Source organism: Bacillus sp. JHAA (genome assembly GCF_036961585.1).
Classification (GTDB): Bacteria; Bacillota; Bacilli; order Bacillales; family Bacillaceae; genus Bacillus; species Bacillus velezensis.
On sequence record NZ_JBAMDE010000002.1, the window covers coordinates 568,919 to 586,545 of the forward strand.

General features: G+C 44.7%; 26 protein-coding genes and 1 tRNA gene. 19 read left to right on the forward strand and 8 right to left on the reverse strand.

The features are described 5' to 3' along the window. Window positions 1–21 precede the first annotated feature (21 nt). The 4 genes from glcK (at window position 22) to V7728_RS07015 (ending at window position 3,624) form a co-directional block, all read left to right on the forward strand. Window positions 22–984 (forward strand): glucose kinase GlcK, encoded by a 963-nt coding sequence (gene glcK / locus V7728_RS07000; RefSeq protein ID WP_076424978.1) that lies wholly within the window; start codon window positions 22–24, stop codon window positions 982–984. An 82-nt stretch (window positions 985–1,066) separates the two neighbouring features. Beyond that, entirely contained in the window at window positions 1,067–2,194 is a 1,128-nt protein-coding gene (locus V7728_RS07005) for a M14 family metallopeptidase (RefSeq protein WP_025285002.1), read from the forward strand. Window positions 2,195–2,266: 72 nt separating this feature from the next. Next, window positions 2,267–3,304 carry a hypothetical protein gene (locus tag V7728_RS07010; RefSeq protein WP_099566904.1) on the forward strand — a complete coding sequence of 346 codons (1,038 nt, stop codon included), beginning with the start codon at window positions 2,267–2,269 and terminating at the stop codon, window positions 3,302–3,304. 5 nt (window positions 3,305–3,309) lie between these two features. Further along, window positions 3,310–3,624: an MTH1187 family thiamine-binding protein gene (locus V7728_RS07015; protein ID WP_003153073.1), complete on the forward strand. Its 315-nt coding sequence runs from the start codon at window positions 3,310–3,312 to the stop codon at window positions 3,622–3,624. 32 nt (window positions 3,625–3,656) lie between these two features. On the opposite strand, the gene V7728_RS07020 is transcribed toward V7728_RS07015, so the two are convergent. Further along, window positions 3,657–3,830 (reverse strand): DUF2759 domain-containing protein, encoded by a 174-nt coding sequence (locus tag V7728_RS07020; RefSeq protein ID WP_003153076.1) that lies wholly within the window; start codon window positions 3,828–3,830, stop codon window positions 3,657–3,659. A gap of 154 nt (window positions 3,831–3,984) precedes the next feature. Between V7728_RS07020 and V7728_RS07025 the strand changes: the two genes are divergently transcribed. Beyond that, window positions 3,985–4,623: an MBL fold metallo-hydrolase gene (locus V7728_RS07025; protein ID WP_015240215.1), complete on the forward strand. Its 639-nt coding sequence runs from the start codon at window positions 3,985–3,987 to the stop codon at window positions 4,621–4,623. 38 nt (window positions 4,624–4,661) lie between these two features. Here V7728_RS07025 and V7728_RS07030 read toward each other — a convergent pair whose 3' ends face one another. Further along, the gene (locus tag V7728_RS07030) at window positions 4,662–4,907 is read right to left on the reverse strand and encodes a DUF2626 domain-containing protein (protein ID WP_003153078.1); all 246 of its coding nucleotides are present in this window, start codon (window positions 4,905–4,907) and stop codon (window positions 4,662–4,664) included. A 236-nt stretch (window positions 4,908–5,143) separates the two neighbouring features. Here V7728_RS07030 and V7728_RS07035 point away from each other — a divergent pair, with 236 nt between their 5' ends. Continuing rightward, window positions 5,144–5,524, forward strand: a complete 381-nt coding sequence (locus tag V7728_RS07035) for a Spx/MgsR family RNA polymerase-binding regulatory protein (RefSeq protein ID WP_003153079.1) — start codon at window positions 5,144–5,146, stop codon at window positions 5,522–5,524. 64 nt (window positions 5,525–5,588) lie between these two features. Here the strand turns inward: V7728_RS07035 and V7728_RS07040 are convergent. Then, window positions 5,589–5,659 (reverse strand) — tRNA-Gln (locus V7728_RS07040). A gap of 71 nt (window positions 5,660–5,730) precedes the next feature. On the opposite strand from V7728_RS07040, the gene V7728_RS07045 reads away from it, so the two are divergent. Next, window positions 5,731–6,561 carry an STAS domain-containing protein gene (locus tag V7728_RS07045; RefSeq protein WP_015240214.1) on the forward strand — a complete coding sequence of 277 codons (831 nt, stop codon included), beginning with the start codon at window positions 5,731–5,733 and terminating at the stop codon, window positions 6,559–6,561. 37 nt (window positions 6,562–6,598) lie between these two features. On the opposite strand, the gene V7728_RS07050 is transcribed toward V7728_RS07045, so the two are convergent. Then, window positions 6,599–7,900 carry a hemolysin family protein gene (locus tag V7728_RS07050; protein WP_012117986.1) on the reverse strand — a complete coding sequence of 434 codons (1,302 nt, stop codon included), beginning with the start codon at window positions 7,898–7,900 and terminating at the stop codon, window positions 6,599–6,601. 145 nt (window positions 7,901–8,045) lie between these two features. Between V7728_RS07050 and V7728_RS07055 the strand changes: the two genes are divergently transcribed. From V7728_RS07055 to V7728_RS07095, 9 genes are all read left to right on the forward strand, one after another. Then, complete coding sequence (locus tag V7728_RS07055; RefSeq protein ID WP_007408319.1) at window positions 8,046–8,996, forward strand: magnesium transporter CorA family protein; 951 nt, start codon at window positions 8,046–8,048, stop codon at window positions 8,994–8,996. A 196-nt stretch (window positions 8,997–9,192) separates the two neighbouring features. After that, complete coding sequence (comGA, locus tag V7728_RS07060; protein WP_012117985.1) at window positions 9,193–10,263, forward strand: competence type IV pilus ATPase ComGA; 1,071 nt, start codon at window positions 9,193–9,195, stop codon at window positions 10,261–10,263. Beyond that, the gene (comGB, locus tag V7728_RS07065; RefSeq protein ID WP_099566903.1) at window positions 10,250–11,287 is read left to right on the forward strand and encodes a competence type IV pilus assembly protein ComGB; all 1,038 of its coding nucleotides are present in this window, start codon (window positions 10,250–10,252) and stop codon (window positions 11,285–11,287) included. Before comGA ends, comGB begins: the two co-directional genes overlap by 14 nt. A 4-nt stretch (window positions 11,288–11,291) precedes the next feature. Beyond that, the gene (gene comGC / locus V7728_RS07070) at window positions 11,292–11,600 is read left to right on the forward strand and encodes a competence type IV pilus major pilin ComGC (RefSeq protein WP_003153087.1); all 309 of its coding nucleotides are present in this window, start codon (window positions 11,292–11,294) and stop codon (window positions 11,598–11,600) included. Continuing rightward, window positions 11,590–12,027 (forward strand): competence type IV pilus minor pilin ComGD, encoded by a 438-nt coding sequence (gene comGD / locus V7728_RS07075; protein WP_012117983.1) that lies wholly within the window; start codon window positions 11,590–11,592, stop codon window positions 12,025–12,027. Before comGC ends, comGD begins: the two co-directional genes overlap by 11 nt. Then, window positions 12,011–12,325, forward strand: coding sequence for a competence type IV pilus minor pilin ComGE (comGE, locus tag V7728_RS07080; protein WP_012117982.1), 315 nt, complete (start codon window positions 12,011–12,013; stop codon window positions 12,323–12,325). The genes comGD and comGE overlap by 17 nt, the downstream gene beginning before the upstream one ends. Next, entirely contained in the window at window positions 12,234–12,734 is a 501-nt protein-coding gene (gene comGF / locus V7728_RS07085; protein ID WP_257474763.1) for a competence type IV pilus minor pilin ComGF, read from the forward strand. Before comGE ends, comGF begins: the two co-directional genes overlap by 92 nt. Further along, entirely contained in the window at window positions 12,735–13,112 is a 378-nt protein-coding gene (gene comGG, locus V7728_RS07090; protein WP_012117980.1) for a competence type IV pilus minor pilin ComGG, read from the forward strand. It abuts the gene before it with no gap. A gap of 56 nt (window positions 13,113–13,168) precedes the next feature. Beyond that, entirely contained in the window at window positions 13,169–13,348 is a 180-nt protein-coding gene (locus V7728_RS07095; protein WP_059368116.1) for a YqzE family protein, read from the forward strand. A gap of 39 nt (window positions 13,349–13,387) precedes the next feature. Here V7728_RS07095 and V7728_RS07100 read toward each other — a convergent pair whose 3' ends face one another. Continuing rightward, window positions 13,388–13,717: a DUF3889 domain-containing protein gene (locus tag V7728_RS07100; protein WP_012117979.1), complete on the reverse strand. Its 330-nt coding sequence runs from the start codon at window positions 13,715–13,717 to the stop codon at window positions 13,388–13,390. A 258-nt stretch (window positions 13,718–13,975) separates the two neighbouring features. Between V7728_RS07100 and tapA the strand changes: the two genes are divergently transcribed. The 3 genes from tapA (at window position 13,976) to tasA (ending at window position 16,053) form a co-directional block, all read left to right on the forward strand. Then, window positions 13,976–14,647, forward strand: a complete 672-nt coding sequence (gene tapA, locus V7728_RS07105; RefSeq protein WP_020954230.1) for an amyloid fiber anchoring/assembly protein TapA — start codon at window positions 13,976–13,978, stop codon at window positions 14,645–14,647. Then, entirely contained in the window at window positions 14,619–15,203 is a 585-nt protein-coding gene (gene sipW / locus V7728_RS07110) for a signal peptidase I SipW (RefSeq protein WP_012117977.1), read from the forward strand. The genes tapA and sipW overlap by 29 nt, the downstream gene beginning before the upstream one ends. A gap of 64 nt (window positions 15,204–15,267) precedes the next feature. After that, window positions 15,268–16,053 (forward strand): biofilm matrix protein TasA, encoded by a 786-nt coding sequence (gene tasA / locus V7728_RS07115; protein ID WP_007408329.1) that lies wholly within the window; start codon window positions 15,268–15,270, stop codon window positions 16,051–16,053. 47 nt (window positions 16,054–16,100) lie between these two features. Here the strand turns inward: tasA and sinR are convergent, their stop codons facing one another. From sinR to V7728_RS07130, 3 genes are all read right to left on the reverse strand, one after another. Beyond that, complete coding sequence (gene sinR, locus V7728_RS07120) at window positions 16,101–16,436, reverse strand: transcriptional regulator SinR (protein ID WP_003153104.1); 336 nt, start codon at window positions 16,434–16,436, stop codon at window positions 16,101–16,103. A gap of 33 nt (window positions 16,437–16,469) precedes the next feature. Continuing rightward, entirely contained in the window at window positions 16,470–16,643 is a 174-nt protein-coding gene (gene sinI, locus V7728_RS07125; RefSeq protein WP_003153105.1) for an anti-repressor SinI, read from the reverse strand. A gap of 176 nt (window positions 16,644–16,819) precedes the next feature. After that, window positions 16,820–17,614 (reverse strand): YqhG family protein, encoded by a 795-nt coding sequence (locus V7728_RS07130; protein ID WP_015240204.1) that lies wholly within the window; start codon window positions 17,612–17,614, stop codon window positions 16,820–16,822. Window positions 17,615–17,627: the final 13 nt, after the last annotated feature.

Here is a 17,627-nt window from a genome sequence, read left to right on the forward strand (position 1 = left end):
TAATAAGAAAAGGAGATTATTATGGAAGATACATGGTTTGCGGGGATTGATCTTGGCGGAACAACCATCAAGCTGGCCTTTATCAACATGTACGGTGAAATTCAGCATAAATGGGAAGTTCCGACCGATAAATCAGGAAACACAATTACGGTCACGATCGCCAAAGCGCTTGATCAGAAGCTGGAAGAACTGAACAAGCCGAAACGGATCGTAAAATGGATCGGAATGGGAGCGCCCGGACCCGTGGAAATGGCGACGGGAATGGTCTATGAGACGACAAATATGGGGTGGAAAAACTATCCGCTGAAAGACCATCTCGAGGCGGAAACGGGTATTCCGGCCGTCATTGAAAACGATGCCAATATCGCGGCGCTCGGAGAAATGTGGAAGGGTGCAGGTGACGGGGCTAAAGATGTCATTTTAGTGACGCTCGGAACCGGAGTCGGCGGAGGCATCATCGTCAACGGAGAAATCGTTCACGGAAAAAACGGGGCCGGCGGAGAAATCGGTCATATTTGCAGTATTCCGGAAGGAGGAGCTCCGTGCAACTGCGGAAAATCCGGCTGCATCGAAACGATTGCGTCCGCAACCGGCATCGTCCGCATCGCGAAAGAAAAGCTTGCGGCGGTTTCCGACTCTTCGCTCTTACAAGTGCGCGATCTGACAGCACGTGACGTGTTCGATGCGGCTAAACAGCAGGATAAGACAGCGCTTGAAGTCGTCGATTATGTCGCAAAACATTTAGGCCTCGTGCTCGGAAATCTGGCAAGCGCCATGAATCCGACGAAAATCGTGCTCGGCGGAGGCGTGTCTAAAGCGGGTGAAATCCTGCGGTCAAAAGTGGAAGAGACTTTCAAAATCACCGCATTCCCGCGTTCTGCGGAAGCGGCGGATATTTCGATTGCGGCACTTGGAAATGACGCCGGAGTCATCGGCGGGGCGTGGATTGCCAAAAATGAATGGCTCAAACATCAAAACTGCTGAAGAAAGTCTGCCTGCCCATATCGCGGGCGGCTTTCTTTTTTTATCTCCCCTGTCATATAGTTTTTAAAAAAGGGGGATGAACATGGCGGGAATTCGTGTCAAACCTGAATTGAAACAGCATATGAAAGATATTGCAAAGGTGCTTTCAATTGATGAAAAACTGTTGAAAGCCGCTGATAAAACGGCGGAAAATGATGAATTATTTTGTCCCGGCTTTGCCGTGAGCGGGCAGTCAGAGGGTCCGCCGCTTGAGACGCTGAGCGGGCTTTCGCGATACATCCGGCACTGTGAAAGGATTCTTTCCGCTGATCAATGGGTGAAGGAAGAAAAGGTGTACGGCTCCCAATCGGTTTATGAAGAAATTGAGAAAATAACGGATGTCTTTCCGTTTGTCACGTGCCGTAAAATCGGCAGTTCCGTATTGGGAAAGCCGCTTTATGAGCTGAAAATAGGTGCGGATACGGCCGAAAGAAAAGTCCATGTAAACGCCTCATTTCATGCCAATGAATGGATCACCACCTCGGTCGCGCTTAAATGGTGTAAAGAATATTGCGCGGCATTATGCGAAAATAAAACCGTTTTCGGGCACTCTGCGCTTGATATATTCAGCCGGACATCATTGTCATTCGTTCCGCTCGTAAATCCCGACGGTGTTGATCTCGTACTTTACGGATGTGAAGATTTATCAGAAAAAAATGAATTTCTTAATGAATTAAATGAGCAGCGCCCGGATTTCCGCGAATGGAAGGCGAATATAAACGGTGTGGATTTAAATAAACATTTCCCATCCAATTGGGATATTGAACAGAGGCGCAAACCGAAAGCCCCTTCATACCGTGATTTTCCGGGGACGGCGCCGCTCACTGAACCGGAGGCGCAGGCAATGCACCGGCTGATAACGAAGCAGCCGCCTGACAGGCTGATCGCGCTTCATACGCAGGGAGAAGAGATTTATTGGGGATACGAAGGATGTGAACCGGAGCAATCATCCCGGATGATTCGGGAGTTTGAAGCGATAAGCGGAAACCGCTATCAAGGCGTTAAAACCATTGACAGCCATGCCGGTTTTAGGGATTGGTTTATACAGCAGTATGGAAAAGAGGGCTATACCATTGAGCTCGGGAAGGGAAAAAACCCTTTGCCTTTTCATCAGTTTGCTGATATTTATCAAGCGACGGAAGGTATTTTGTGGAGGTCGCTTGTTTTTTGAGACATCTGTGAAATTTCTCATTTGTTTACATAAACAAATATGGGACAATAGAAAAGAATGGAGGGAAGGCTGGTGAGATACTTGGTTTGTGTTCTGCTGTCCGCATTCGTTCTGTGTTTAGCGGCCTGTGAACCATCTCATCAGCAGCAAGACACAGGCGTTTCGGCAAAATCGGCAGAACAGAAAATCGTTCCGCTCAGTAAAAAGGAAGCGGAGAAAACGGAAGGATGGCTGGATAACAGAACGATCCTGTATACAGCACATCATCAGCTGATGAAATATGATCTTTTCAGCGGAAAATCCGAACGGCTCTATGAAACAAAGGGCAATATTGTCAATGTAAAGATCAGCCGGAAAAAACAGCTGATTCTCGTACAGGTGACAAGCAGCGGTCAGACTGAGCTTGTGCTTATGAACAAGCAGGGGAAAAGACTTTATCACAAAGCCTTTAACTCTTATGAGCTGGAGACGGCTTGGAATCCGTATGACCCGTATCAAATGATGATTACCGTTTTTACTGAAACATGGGACTTCACTGCCTATACGGCCGATATGAACAACGGCATTTTAAAAAAGAGTCCCGTTCAGGCCCCTTTTGTCCATTGGACCTCCACTGATGAATTCCAATATATCAAGCAAGGAAAAACGGAGGAAGAGGGTCCTTTATATTCTTATCACTTGCAGACAAAAAAAGAAAAAAGAGTGCTTCATCACGTCATCTGGGCCGATTCCCGCCCGGGCATGACGATTGCCGTCAGACAAACGGATCAATCGGACGGAGACGGCGAGTTCCTTTTCCAAAAGCCGGCATCCGTGACGCACCGCTTTCCTCTCCAAGAAAAGTATCAGAGCTTTGCGCCGATGGAATATGATTACGATCAGACACACAAGCGGTTTTACATATTCAAGCCTGAAGGCCGCTCTTACAATCTGATCAGCTTTGACTTAGGAGACGAACGGGAGCGGACGGTGCTCAAAAACACGGAAATGGAGCCGATTCAGATCTCTCCGAACGGGGAATACGCTTTATACGGCTTTACGTATGACCGTCTGATTTCACTGAAAACAGGCATGACAGAACCAATCATAACAAATGAAAAAGGAGTTTGAACCAAATGGCAATTGCAGATGTGACAATCATTCCGATCGGAACAAAAACACCGAGCGTCAGTGAGTATGTAGCGGATGTGCAAAACATTTTGGAGGGTTACAAAGCTGCCGGCAAAATCAAATTTCAGCTCACGCCGATGAACACTTTGATTGAAGGTGAGCTGAGCGACTTATTCGCAGTCATTCAGGACATTCACGAAGCCCCGTTCCAAAAAGGGCTGCACAGAGTGGCGACAAATATCCGCATTGATGACAGACGTGATAAAGAAACGACACTGGAGAGCAAAATCAAAAGTGTCAGCAAACATTTGCAGCAATAAAAAATAAGCCTGTATCCATTGGATACAGGCTTTTAATGTGCAGTCGGATAGCCGCTGGTTACAACGGTCATTACGGTAAACCAGCCAAACACGCCCAGCGTGGCGGCGGCTAACAAAAATCCCAGGATATTTCTCTGTCTGACAGCCCGCAGGACTCCTAATACAGCTAATAATGCGACAAGGCCGAAGATTACAACAAGTAACATCATGCTCCTCCTTTGTCATTGGAACCTGAAAATCTTTCCATTTCATTTTAACCGTTTTCATTTTGTTTGTCGATAGCGTTTTCCCGGCCGCATTCATTGAATCTTCCGCAGAAAACCTTCATAATAAGGGCATATACATAAAGAGGTGATGAAAGTGAAATGGAGACGAATGCCGGCCGGTCCGATTCAGGCAAACGCGTATTTTCTTGTCAGTGAGGATCAGTCCTGTCTTATTTTTGATCCGGGCGGAGAAGCGGACAAAATCAACAATTACATAAAAGAAAACAATCTGAAGCCGCTGGCCATCTTACTGACGCACGCCCATTTTGACCATATCGGCGCGCTTGACGAAGTAAGAGACAGATGGGATGTTCCCGTATATCTTCACAAAAATGAAGAAAAGTGGCTGGAGGACTCTTCCTTAAACGGATCGGGCATATTGCGGGGCATCGCCGTAACGGCACGGCCCGCCGAACGGCTCATCGAAGGCGACGGCATTTTGGACATCGGGCCTTTCCATTTGGAGACATTGTTTACGCCGGGACATTCACCGGGAAGCGTTTCTTATTATGTGAAGGACGCGGATCTGGTGATTTCAGGTGATGTGCTCTTTCAGGGAGGCATCGGCCGAACTGATTTACAGGGCGGAAGTCAGGACGTATTGCTTGATTCCATTCATCAAAAACTGCTCACGCTTCCCGGACATACACTTGTGTTAAGCGGGCACGGGCCGGAAACGGATATTCAGACAGAGCAGGAGCGAAACCCGTTTATCAATGGTTTTTCACTGTAAATGAAAAAAGACAGACCATAACGGTCTGTCTTTTTCTGTCAGTGGGTTCCGCCGCCCGGTGTCATAATAAAAATAGAGTAATATGTAAATCCGGCGAAAAATACGGTTAAGTAAGCTCCGAAAATATAAATATACATCCGCTCAGTCAGATTCAAATAAGAAAGAAATACGAAAAAGATCGTCTGTCCAAAAAACAAAAGTGAAGCGTCTTTCATGCCCCCTAAAAAAAACATAACTGCAAATATCCCCGTCCAAAATCCTAACACCCGGAACATGCGATTCATTCCTTATCCCCTCCCGAGAGTCTATCTGAAGTTTATTATAATAGATCGGCACTCGAAATGTAAACATTTTCATGATTATATTTATTGTGGAATTTATGTCTTTCCCTGTGTTTTATATCTTATGCCGCTCTCTGAAAAAGATCCGAAAAATCTTTTTGAAATATGTTTAATGAAAAAAAGTTCAGGGTACTTATGTTAACAAAGAGACGGATTATCCGAGGGAGGAATTTTTAAAAATGAAAGAACTTATTTTTTATTCATACCCGAGCTGCACATCATGCCGAAAAACGAAACATTGGTTAAAAGCCCACAATGTTGACTTTCAAGAGCGCCATCTATTCAGGGAGACACCGACAATTGATGAATTGAAGCAGATCTTATCATTAACGACTGAAGGAATTGATGAAATATTGGCGACGAGAAGTCAAACATTTAAAAATCTCAACCTGAACATTGAAGAAATGACTGTAAATGAAGTGCTGAAGCTTTTGACTGAGAAGCCGAAACTGCTGCGGCGTCCGATTCTGATCGATCGAAATAAGCTCGTTATCGGATACAATCCGGGAGAACTGATGAAGCTGACGAAGAAAAAAACGGTACATCAATCTGTATCATAAGAGAAAAACGAAGATCCGCTGATCAAAATTTATCAGCTAATCTTCGTTTTTTGCGGTTGCGGGACTGGGCTAGCTGGATTCGAACCAACGATCACGGAGTCAAAGTCCATTGCCTTACCGCTTGGCTATAGCCCATCGGATGTAATTACAGTATGTGCGTCCGGCGCCGATTTATACATACAAAGGAATTTGAATGGAGGAGACCCGTGAAACATTTGAGTGAAACATTATCTCGAACCTTAATTGAAGAATCAGGTGAAATCACACGCCAGTGGCTGCTCATACCAAAATCGGGGCGGCCTACAGATGATCAGAAAGCGGAAATGCAGCACCGTCTGTTAATTGAAATCGTTGCCGGCATTTTATCGGAAAAAGACGGCGGGGAAGAGGAGCTGACAAAATGGGCGCTTCAGTTCGCAAGGGACCGGGCCGTCCATGAAGTACCGGTCTATGAAAGCGTCACGAGCTTTAAAGAATTCCGGAGATTGGTCTGGAACCGCATACAGACGTGCTGTGAAACAATGTCTGAGAAGCCTGGGGCGAATGCGGTATTCCATTGGGGAGAGAAGCTGAACAAAGCAATTGACCATATGATTGAAGTATTTACAGAGGAATATTATAAAGTGACGGTTACACAATTAAACGCCCAAAAAGAAATGATTAACGAACTAAGTGCGCCGATTATGCCGATTGCCGACGGTATTGGAATTTTGCCGCTCGTCGGCGAAATTGACACCTACCGGGCAAAAATGATTTTGGAATCGGTGCTTGACCAATGTTCTTCACTCCGTCTTTCTTATTTATTTTTAGATATATCAGGTGTGCCGATTGTGGATACGATGGTCGCTTATCAGATTTTTAAAGTGATTGACAGCACAAAACTTCTTGGCATAGAAACGACAATCTCAGGCATCAGGCCGGAAATCGCGCAGACCGTCGTGAAGCTCGGCATCGATTTTTCTCAGGTGAAAACGGAGCAGAGTCTGGCGAAAGCGCTGGCAAAAAACGGATTTATCGTAAAAGAATCATTAAGATGATAAAAAGCTGAATGGCCGGGAGGGATGTCTCCCTCAGCTATTCAGCTTTTTCAGCTTCAATCGTAATGATATGATGGCTGTCGATTTCTTTTACCGTAAATGTGTAGCCTTCAAAATCAATGGTGCTCCCGGGCTTCGCGTCAATATGCTGAGTAAGAAACCAGCCCCCGAGTGTATCGACTTGATCAGCCGTAATCTCTGTTCCGAGTACATCATTGACGTCGCTGATCAGCAATTTGGCGTTCAGGAGATAGCGGTTCTTCCCAAGCTTTTGAACGGAAGGTGTTTCATCCGTATCAAATTCGTCGCGGATTTCGCCGACGATCTCTTCAATGATGTCTTCCGCCGTTACTAATCCCGCGGTTCCGCCGTACTCATCAATGAGAATGGCCATATGGGCGTGTTCCCGCTGCATTTTAACGAATAATTGATAAATCGGAATCGTCTCAATCACATGGATCGCCGGCTGGATGTAAGGGCTGAGTTCGTGTTTTGTAAACGCCGCTCCTTCTGACAGGAATCTGAATAAAACTTCTTTTATATTGATGATGCCGACTACATGATCTTTATCTCCTTTTACTACGGGATACCGGGTATATTTATTTGTTTTGATAATGTCCCGGAGCATATGTCCCGATCCGCTGTCTAACGGCAGACTCACCATTTCATTCCGGGGCACCATAATTTCTTTGGCAGTGCGCTTATCAAATGTAAAAATGTTATTTACGTAATGCAGCTCGCTTTTTTTAATCATGCCGCTTCGATAGCTTTCGGCAAGGAGCACCCGCAATTCCTCTTCCGTATAAGCCATTTCATGTTCGGAAGCAGGCTTCAAGCCGAACATGGCTGTAATCAGGCGGGCGGAATGATTGAGCAGCCAGATGAACGGAAACATTAACTTATAAAACAAAATCATCGGTCTGGCAGACAAAAGTGTAATCCGCTCGGCTTTTTGGATAGCAAAACTTTTCGGGGCAAGTTCGCCGATAACGACATTCACATATGTAACCAGCAGAAAAGCGATGATCAATGACAGGACTTGGGCAACCGCTTCGTGAACTCCGGTCTTTAAAAATAACGGCTGAAGCATCGCTTTGACTGTCGGTTCACCCAGCCAGCCGATTCCCAAAGCGGTGACGGTGATGCCCAATTGGCATGCCGATAAATATTCATCGAGGTGTGTAATGACATGCTTGGCTGCTTTTGCTCCTTTTACATCTTCCTCAATGAGCTGATTAATGCGGGAGCGCCTTGCTTTAACGATTGAAAACTCTATGGCGACAAAACACGCCGTTAATAAAATAAATAGTACGATGGCAGACAGTTTGATGATATACAATGTAACGCCTTCCGCGAAGGAAGGCTTGCACCTCCCTTTTTTCGGAATAATACCACTGTAGAAAGCTGCTCAAACATCGAACCTGGTTTAGCCTGCTTCATTTACGGTAATAAAACAAGAAAGCGATACTGGAGGATGACAAGAGATGAAGGTACATTCGGGTGCGGACTGGCTGTGGTACCAGCTCGGTCCGCATGAAAAAACGGAAGCGAAAAAAATGATCCACCACAATCACTGGCCGCAATGCGAAAAGTGGTTTGAACATGAAAATCATATAAACTTTCTGCGCTCAGATACAAATGATCAGAATAATGAAGCGGTTTTCGGTTCTTTAATCTATCATCAAGGATTAGATGATGAAAAAAACCATACCGTATTTCACTTTTATATTACGAGAGACTTCTTTTTTACAATTAATTTTGATTTTTCGCTGCTGCGCGGTGTAAAAGAAAAGCATGCCACACAGCAGATCCAAACCTGTGAAAATCCGATTGAAGGCTTTTTTGTTCTGCTGGGAGAGCTGATGAATTCCTATCTGATCGGACTGGATGAATTTGAAGTCAAGCAGCGGACGCTGAAATGGCAGATTCATGATGACAACAGCAAAGGAATCTTGGAAAATGTGCATAAACTGCGCCATGAGCTGTTCATTTGGAAAGGCCTTACACTGGGGGCTAAAAAAGTGGAAATGGCTTTAAAAGAAGCTTTTCTCCCGAAAAATGACAGGCAGAAAGATTACCTCAGAGCTCATCAAAAGATGGAAAGAGGAATTACATATATCAATGAGTTTGATCAGGAACTGAGCAATCTGCTGCACGCCGAGGAAGTCATTACCTCCCAAAGAGGAAATGAAATTGTGAAAGCCTTAACGATCTTTACAACTCTCTTTACACCGATGACGGCGCTTGGAGCTCTCTGGGGGATGAACTTTGATAACATGCCGGAGCTTCATTGGAAATATGCGTATATTTGTTCCATCGTGCTCATTATTGTATCAACCCTGCTGATTTATATTTATCTGCGGCAGAAAGGCTGGACAGGGGACATTTTGAGGGAGCATCAAAAAAAATATTTGCGGAAAGAAAAGAAACGCTAAGAAGAGCAGGCATACGCCTGCTTTTTTTGATGGCTGGCTGAAAATGGCCGAATGGTTCCCGAGTTCATTCGGTAAATCAGAGTCAGGGGGCTTATTTTTTATTTTTTTACGTTTTACACACTGTAAAACGCATAATCTCTCCTTTGCCGGCTTCTGTGTATCTGATTTACAATACGTGCGGAAGGAGGGAAGTCTTGTGAAAAATATTGAAACATACAGCAGGAACATCATAAACGAGGCCTATACGGCAAGGGCTTCAGATATACACATTGTGCCGAGAGAAAGGGATGCTTTCATTCATTTTCGCATCGGCCATGCTCTTGTGAAAAAAAGAGTCTTAAAAAAAGAGGAATGCGTAAGGCTAATTTCTCATTTTAAGTTTTTATCGGCCATGGATATAGGAGAAAGACGTAAGCCGCAAAACGGGTCATTGTCTCTGCCGCTTCCGACGGAAACCGTTCATTTGAGAATGTCAACCTTGCCGACAATGAATGATGAAAGTCTTGTCATCAGGCTTTTGCCTAAGCGGCAGATTCCCCCTCTGGATAAATTGTCCTTATTTCGGGGGGCGGGCGCCGCACTATTGTCCTTTCTGAAGCATTCGCACGGCCTGCTTCTGTTTACCGGCCCCACCGGATCTGGAAAAACGACCACTCTTTACTCGCTTGTCAACTATGCAAAACGGCATTTCAACCGGCGTATTGTCACGCTTGAAGACCCCGTAGAAACAAGAGATGAGGATGTGCTGCAAGTTCAGGTGAATGAAAAAGCCGGAGTCACATATTCCGCCGGTTTAAAAGCGATTTTAAGACATGATCCCGATATGATCATCTTAGGGGAAATCAGGGATGCCGAGACGGCTGAAATCGCAGTCCGCGCGGCCATGACGGGACACCTCGTTCTTTCAAGCCTGCATACAAGAGATGCTAAGGGCGCCATATACAGGCTGCTGGAGTTCGGCGTGAACATGACAGAAATTGAACAAACCGTCATTGCTATTGCCGCTCAGCGTCTGGTTGATTTAACATGTCCGTTCTGCAAAGAGGAAAACTGTTCCGTGTACTGCCGGATGTACAGGCAGACACGCCGTGCGGGCATTTATGAATTGCTCTACGGGAAAAACCTCACCCAATGCTTTCAGGAAGCAAAGGGAGAGCACGCGAATTTTCAATATCAGACGCTCCGCAGGCTGATCAGAAAAGGAATCGCGCTCGGCTATGTCACGACCGACAATTACGATCGGTGGGTGTATCATGAAGCGGATTAACCGAACCTGGCCCTTGAAGGATCAAGCGGCTTTTTTGAAAAGGCTCGGTGAAATGACGGAAAAAGGATACAGTCTGATTGAAGGGCTCAGACTGCTGCAACTCCAGCTGCATAAACGTCAGCTTGCAGAGCTGACGGACGGAATCCGCCGGCTGAGGGAAGGTGATGCGTTTTACCAAGTGCTTGAGGCACTGTCTTTTCATAAAGAAGCCGTCTCTATCTGCTATTTCGCTGAGAAACACGGGGAATTGCCGGGGGCGATGAAACAAAGCGGCGACTTGTTACAGAGAAAGCTCATGCAGACGAATCAAATCAAAAAAATGCTCCGGTATCCGATGTTTTTAATATCTTCCGTCTGTGTCATGTTTTATATCCTGCAAAGTTTAATTATTCCGCAGTTTTCTGGGATTTATCAATCAATGAATATGAATACATCCGGTACGACTGCTTTCATCTTTGCGTTTTTTCGGCATTTTCATGAAGCCTGCGCACTGGCGCTGTCCGCCGCTTTCTGCTTGTTTTTGTACGTTTGGTTCTTATGTAAAAAAAAATCCCCGCAAGATAAAATGCTGATTGTTGTGAAAATACCACTATTAGGAAAAGCGGCCGTTCTTTTTAACAGCTACTTTTTCTCTTTACAGCTCAGCAGTCTTCTGAAATCCGGCCTATCTATCTATGACAGCTTAACAGCTTTTAAAGAACAATCTTTTCTGCCTTTTTATCGTGAAGAAGCAGAGATGCTCATTACACGTCTGAAAGCCGGAGAAACCATAGAATCCGCTCTTTCCGGGCATCCGTGTTATGAAAAAGACCTTGCGGCTGCAGTCAGCCACGGACAGGCAAACGGCCTGCTTCACCGCGAACTTTATACGTACAGCCAGTTTATGATGGAACGTCTTGAACAAAACGCGGCGAAGTATACCGGCATTCTCCAGCCTGTCATTTACGGTGTTGTGGCCGGTATGATTTTAATTGTCTACATGTCAATGCTGATGCCGATGTACCAGATGATGAACCAAATGTAAGGGAGTGCTTCGTCTGAAAAATCAAGATGGATTTACTTTAATTGAAATGCTGATCGTTTTATTTATCGTTTCCATTCTGCTTTTAATCACCATTCCTAACGTTACAAAACATAATCAAAGCATTCAGCATAAAGGCTGTGAAGGACTGCAGAATATGGTGAAAGCCCAAGTGACGGCGTACGAAATCGATCATGAAGGTAAAATGCCGGATATGAACGATTTACAATCAGAGGGGTATATCAAAAAGAATACAGCCTGCCCGAATGGTAAACAGATCTTAATTAGTGGCGGAGAAGTTACAGTTGAACAATAACAGGCGGACAGAAAATGGGTTTACCCTTCTTGAAAGCCTGATTGTGTTAAGCCTGGCGTCCGTCCTGCTGACGGTTTTGTTCACGACGGTTCCGCCGGCCTACACCCACCTTGCCGTGCGGCAAAAAACAGAACAGCTCCAAAAAGATATTCAGCTTGCTCAGGAAACGGCTATCGCAGAACATAAAAGAACAAAAATCACTTTTCTTCCAAAAGAGCATAAATACAAACTGCAGTCAGGCGGAAGGATTGTCGAGCGTTCTTTTGACTCGCTTCACATTACACTTGTGACTTTACCGGAGAGCCTTGAATTTAACGAAAAAGGCCATCCGAATTCGGGAGGAAAGATTCAATTGAAGAGCGCCGGGTTCACCTATGAGATCACAGTTTACTTAGGGAGCGGAAATGTCCATGCTAAACGGAAATAAGGGGTTCTCTACTATTGAAACACTATCAGCAATGGCCATTTGGCTGTTCCTTATGACGTCTATCATTCCGGTCTGGACGGGCATGCTGACAGATGGTCTGAAAATAGAAGATCGCCAGGAAGCGTACCAGCTTCTTCAGAAACATATCAGCACTTATATGATGACCGGAAAAAAGCCGCCGTCTCCCGGTGTGAAGTGGAAGGAGGATGGTGAGTATTACAAAGTGTGTACGGCTGACCGCAGCGAAAAAGAAATGTGCCTCAGCATTCTCAAAACAGACTGGCTTTACGCTTCTTAATGTTTTGTTCTCCTTGGCAGTCTGTCTTTTCCTATCAGGCACCTTGGGCCCGATTTTACATCTGTTTTTATCAAACCGGGCCGATAACGGCGGATTAGACAGCCGGGAGCATCAAATTGCCGTTCAGCAGATCATGAACGAATGTAAACAGGCTGAGGCTGTGAAGCCGGCGGACGGCGGACGGGCGTTAGCATGCCGGAAAACCGGAGGCGAAGAAGTGCGTTTTGAAATTTATCATAAGATGATAAGGAAAAGAGTAAACGGAAAAGGCCACGTGCCGATCCTGCAAAACGCGGCATCATTAACGGCTGATGTGAAAAACGGCCTGCTCTTATTAGAGATCTCAAGCGTTGCAGGTCAAAAGAATCAGGCGGTCATTCCGGTTTACAGCTCTTTTAAAGGTGATTAAATGTACAAATCTGACGGTTTTATATATCCCGCGGTTCTGTTTGTTTCTGCCGCAGTTTTACTTGTCATCAGCTATACTTCGTCTGATTTCATCACCCGAAAAACATTTGCAAAAGAGGCCGGGGAGTACTGGATCGGAGAGAATCTGCTCCAAAACGGCGTGCTGCTGTCAAGCCGCCATATGACACAGGGACAAAAGGTCCAAACTGGTACACAGCGTTTTCCGTATGGCACCGTTTCTTTTCACATCACGGGGAGTGATCGCCGGGAAACGGTTCAGGTTACAATTCAGGCGGAAACAACGACAGGAACGAGACGGGAGGCTCACCTTTTGTTCGATCAGAAGAAGAAACAGCTGATTCAATGGACGGAAGTATAAAAAAGAGGCGGCGGGACAACACTTCATAGTAAAGACAGCACTATGAGGTGAGAGCCGTGAAAACAAATGATTATGTAAAATATATGACTGAGCAATTCGTTAAATATTTCGATACGCCGAAACAGGAACGGAGAGAGCGAAAAGAAGTGCGGAAAGAAAAGAAAGTGCCGGCTTCTCAGCACTGGTTCGGAATATTGCCGTATAGTTTTAAGCTGTGGATGAAGCGGAAAAAATAAAGTGAATCACACGAAAGGCCCTCCTGATACAGGAGGGCCTTATTGGTATTCCTCAATGACGGCAATTTTATTTACCTTTTGGCTGTAGGGATTAAAAGAAATCGTAACAAACACGCCAAATTCTTTTGCGCCATCCCGCAATGTCAAGTGGTATTGCTTGACTGCTTCGTCCGTTCTTTTCCGATCCCACACCTTTTGAATAAATAACGTTTGGGCGAGCGGATATCTTTTTTTAGCTTCCTTTTCTGCTAACTTTTCCCATTTTGATTTATGGTGAACAGCATAATAAGGCACCGTTTCCGCCTGAGCTGTTCCTGAAACCCCGAAAACAAGAAGAGAAAGGCAAATCAGACTTTGTTTGATCATCATTCTTCGTCCTTTCGCTGTATATACTTTCCATTTTGTTCTAGGCACCTCGTTATTTTCTCACGTTTTATTAGAAAAAATTCCAAAAAGGTGTGTAATTTGAAGCAAAACGCTGTTTTTAAAAGATACCATTCTCAAAAACGAACAATTTGACCGATTTTGACATTTTTCAAGACGATAATCCTTGATTATACTTTGTTCATACAGTTCTTTAAAGAGAACGGTTGTCATATTTATTAACAGTTTTACAGGGGGTAAGGCATGTTCCGATTGTTGCGAATGGAAAAAAAGGGCAAGGTGAGATGGCGGATGATGCTATTTTTACGGCTTTCGTTCATTTTTTGCCTGTCCGTGACGATATGTGCTCAGTTCACAGGTGATACAAGTTCCTCCTTCAATGATGTGAAAAGCTTCAGTCTCCAGGTTCAAACGTGCGGAGATTTTCAATATACGGATGACGATTGCCGTTATGACGAACGCTGGGATCAAAGTGATTTACATATAACAAATCAAACTGATACGTCAGGCACCGTGTGTGCGCCGCTTCAGCTCTATGCCGAGCTGGAGAATAAGGGAAAAGAGCGGACTGTTTCTGACTGGAAATGGGAGCTCCATAAAATCGCTTCTCAGCAGCAGCCTTTACGAAACGGCAATGTTGTGGATAAAGGGCTTATTACTGATAAAAAAAGCAAAACGATTTATAAAATTGAGTCAAAGCGGTCTTTGCAGCCGGGCATATACGCATTCAAGGTTTACAAGCCTGAAGGGTATCCGGCGGACGAAGAAAAATTTGAGTGGTCAAAACCGATGAAACTCGTCAAATGCCGGGAACAGGCGACCGTTTCCGATCTAAAGAAAACGGAGAAAGAGCCGGCTGAGCCGGTAAAAGAAAGCGGGGAAGAACATGAAAAAAACGCTGAAACTGATCAGTAATATTTTGTATGCCGTCATCTTCAGCTTGATTATTGTGCTGACGTTAACGGTGATTTCGACCCGGGCTTCCGGGGGTGAACCGGCCATCTTCGGCTATACGCTGAAATCCGTGCTGTCGGGTTCAATGGACCCGGAATTTAAGACGGGTTCGCTCATAGCGGTAAAGAAAATTTCTGACGTGAATGACTTAAAAAAAGGGGATGTGATCACCTTTACGCAAGATGACGGAACAGCCGTCACACACAGAATAATCGGGATCACAAAAAAGGACGGGAACCTGCTGTTTGAGACAAAAGGGGACCATAATGCCGCCCCGGATGCCGCACCCGTTCAAGCTGAAAAAGTGGCGGCCCAGTATACGGGATATCAGCTTCCGTATGCCGGATATGTCATCCATTTGGCCAGCCAGCCGATCGGAACGGCGATTCTGTTAATCGTTCCCGGCGTCATGCTTTTGATTTACTCAATAACAGTCATCGTCAGCGCCCTCCGCGATATTGAGCGGAAAACGAAAGCGCTGGAAGAACATGCGAAAAAGGGAACCATCTCTACATGAATACGGTTGCAACCTGGCGACAGGATTTGATAACAAAAATAAAAAGTAAGGGGAGAGTACAGACATGGGTATGAAAAAGAAATTAAGCTTGGGCGTTGCCTCAGCCGCACTCGGTTTAGCATTAGTAGGAGGAGGCACATGGGCCGCATTTAATGATGTGAAATCGACAGACGCTACATTTGCGTCAGGAACACTTGATTTATCGGCTAAAGAACAATCAGCCAATGTCAATTTGTCAAACTTAAAACCAGGTGATAAATTGACGAAAGATTTTGAATTCAGAAACAACGGTTCACTTGCCATTAAAGAAGTGCTGATGGCTTTGAATTTTACTGACTTTAAAGGAGCAAAGAAAGGAAATGAATCTGCGGAGGATTTCCTCAGTCAGTTTGAAATTACGGTTCTGACAGTCGGTAAAGAAGGGGGCAACGGCTATCCTAAAAATATCATTTTGAAGGCGGCCAGCCTGAAAGACTTATACTTAATGTCAACAAAACAGGATAAAGCAGCTGCCGAAGCGATCAGCAAGCACATTGATCCGAAATTCCTGAGTGAGAGCGGAAAAGTCAATGTAGCAACCATTAACGGCAAAACAGCTCCTGAGTACGACGGAGTTCCGAAAACGCCTGCTGATTATGACCAGGTGAGAATGGAAATCCAATTTAAAAATGACACCGCAAAAACTGCGGACGGATTAAGTGTGCAAAACAAGTTCCAAGGCAATGCGATTTCTCTTCAATTCTCTTTTGAAGCAACGCAATGGAACGGCTTGACCATTACGAAAGATCATACGGATAAAGACGGTTACGTCAAGGAAAATGAAAAGGCTCACAGTGAGGATAAAAACTAATCCGAAAGTCGGACAGTTAAAAGAGGAGTTGTGCACATATGGCGGCACTACTCCTCTTTTTGCGCTTTTCTCCATTTTTGATAATCTAAAAATTCACGAAATTGTTTTTTTGATACCCCGGATGTCATCGCATCGCGAACTAATTTCTCCCATTCACTATCTAATTGACCATCGTATTCGGTTTCATGTTTTTCATCAAGTAAAGTATGAACCGAGACGTCCAGAACAGCGGAGACTTTTTCGAGAAATTGAATGGAGGGGTTCGTCTGTAAATTTCGTTCTATTGAGCTTAAATAAGACTTCGCTACCCCAGCTTTTTCAGCTAGTTCTGATAGTGAGTAGCCTTTTTCTTTTCGGTATTGTTTAATACGCTGGCCAATCAATGTCATCACCTTCCTTGTGATATTATAGCACATTCAGAAAGGATTTACGGTATGACTTCTGGCTGCCTGGATATGTTGAGAAGACTTTTTATGCGAAAGCAGGTATTTGCGTATTTCTTCTAGGCTGATATTTGCTTTTTGGGCTTCTAATATCAGCTCAACCCATTCCTTATCTAATTGCGAAAATTCCATTTTTGCATTTTTCATGCATTTTCTCCTCCTAAAATACTTGTTTATGTATTTCAGCCAATCCGCCCATGACCTTATCTTTACATGTCTGGAAGTGATTCATCGCATGCGAAACGCCAGAAATTTTTTCTATATACTTTTATTATAATATAGAATTTCCAGAAAAAACGGGAAAGGTGTCGAATGGATAACGCTTATCCAGAAAAATTACTTTGCAGGAAAAATAAACCGCCGTTTTCAATCTGAATGTGAATTTTCGGCTGATATAAGGCTTTCAGCGCTTGTTTTTCCAAATGGTATTCCTCAGGTTTTTCCTCTGTCTGCTCATAAAACTGATCGAGCAGCCCGAGGTCCTTTTTCCATCTGGCGATCGCGCTGTCAGCCCAGGCTGACGGCTCTTTGGCGGCAGCGTCTTTTAAGTAATGCTCCATTCTTTTAATTCCGCTTTCCGGCTTAATCATCGGCGATATGGTAAAGCAATAGTCTGATATTTGCGAGGTCAGCGGAAGCGGTGCAAGCTTCTGCTGAAACCCTTCTATAATTGTTCCAGAAACAAGATGCAGGCCTAAAGACAAAAGTCTGTCTTTTTTCATGTCGGATTGGTATGAAATCACTACATTTAATCCAAGCCAGGGCTGAAGCGGCACTCTGGCTCCGGCTGATACAATTTTCTCATATATTCTTGTAAATCTCCCATTTTGTTTAACTGCTTGAAAGATTTGAAAGAGGCGCGGGGCTCCAAAGTAAATAAATTCGCCGTCCATATCCTCCGGAGCCGTTTCTTTATCAGTGATGAACGTGATCTTCATCGGGTTCGGTTCGCCGCCCGTTTTTTCACGCCAATGCCAATAAAACGGGCGGTTCATAATTTGTTTGTCCATCTCGACCGTCAACTGAACCGTCATAAAACCCGGCCCGTGTTCTGTAATCGGACAGTGGTTCGCTTCAAAAAAGCGCAGTAAAAATTCGTGAACCTCCTGCTGTCTCATGTCGCGCTTCCTC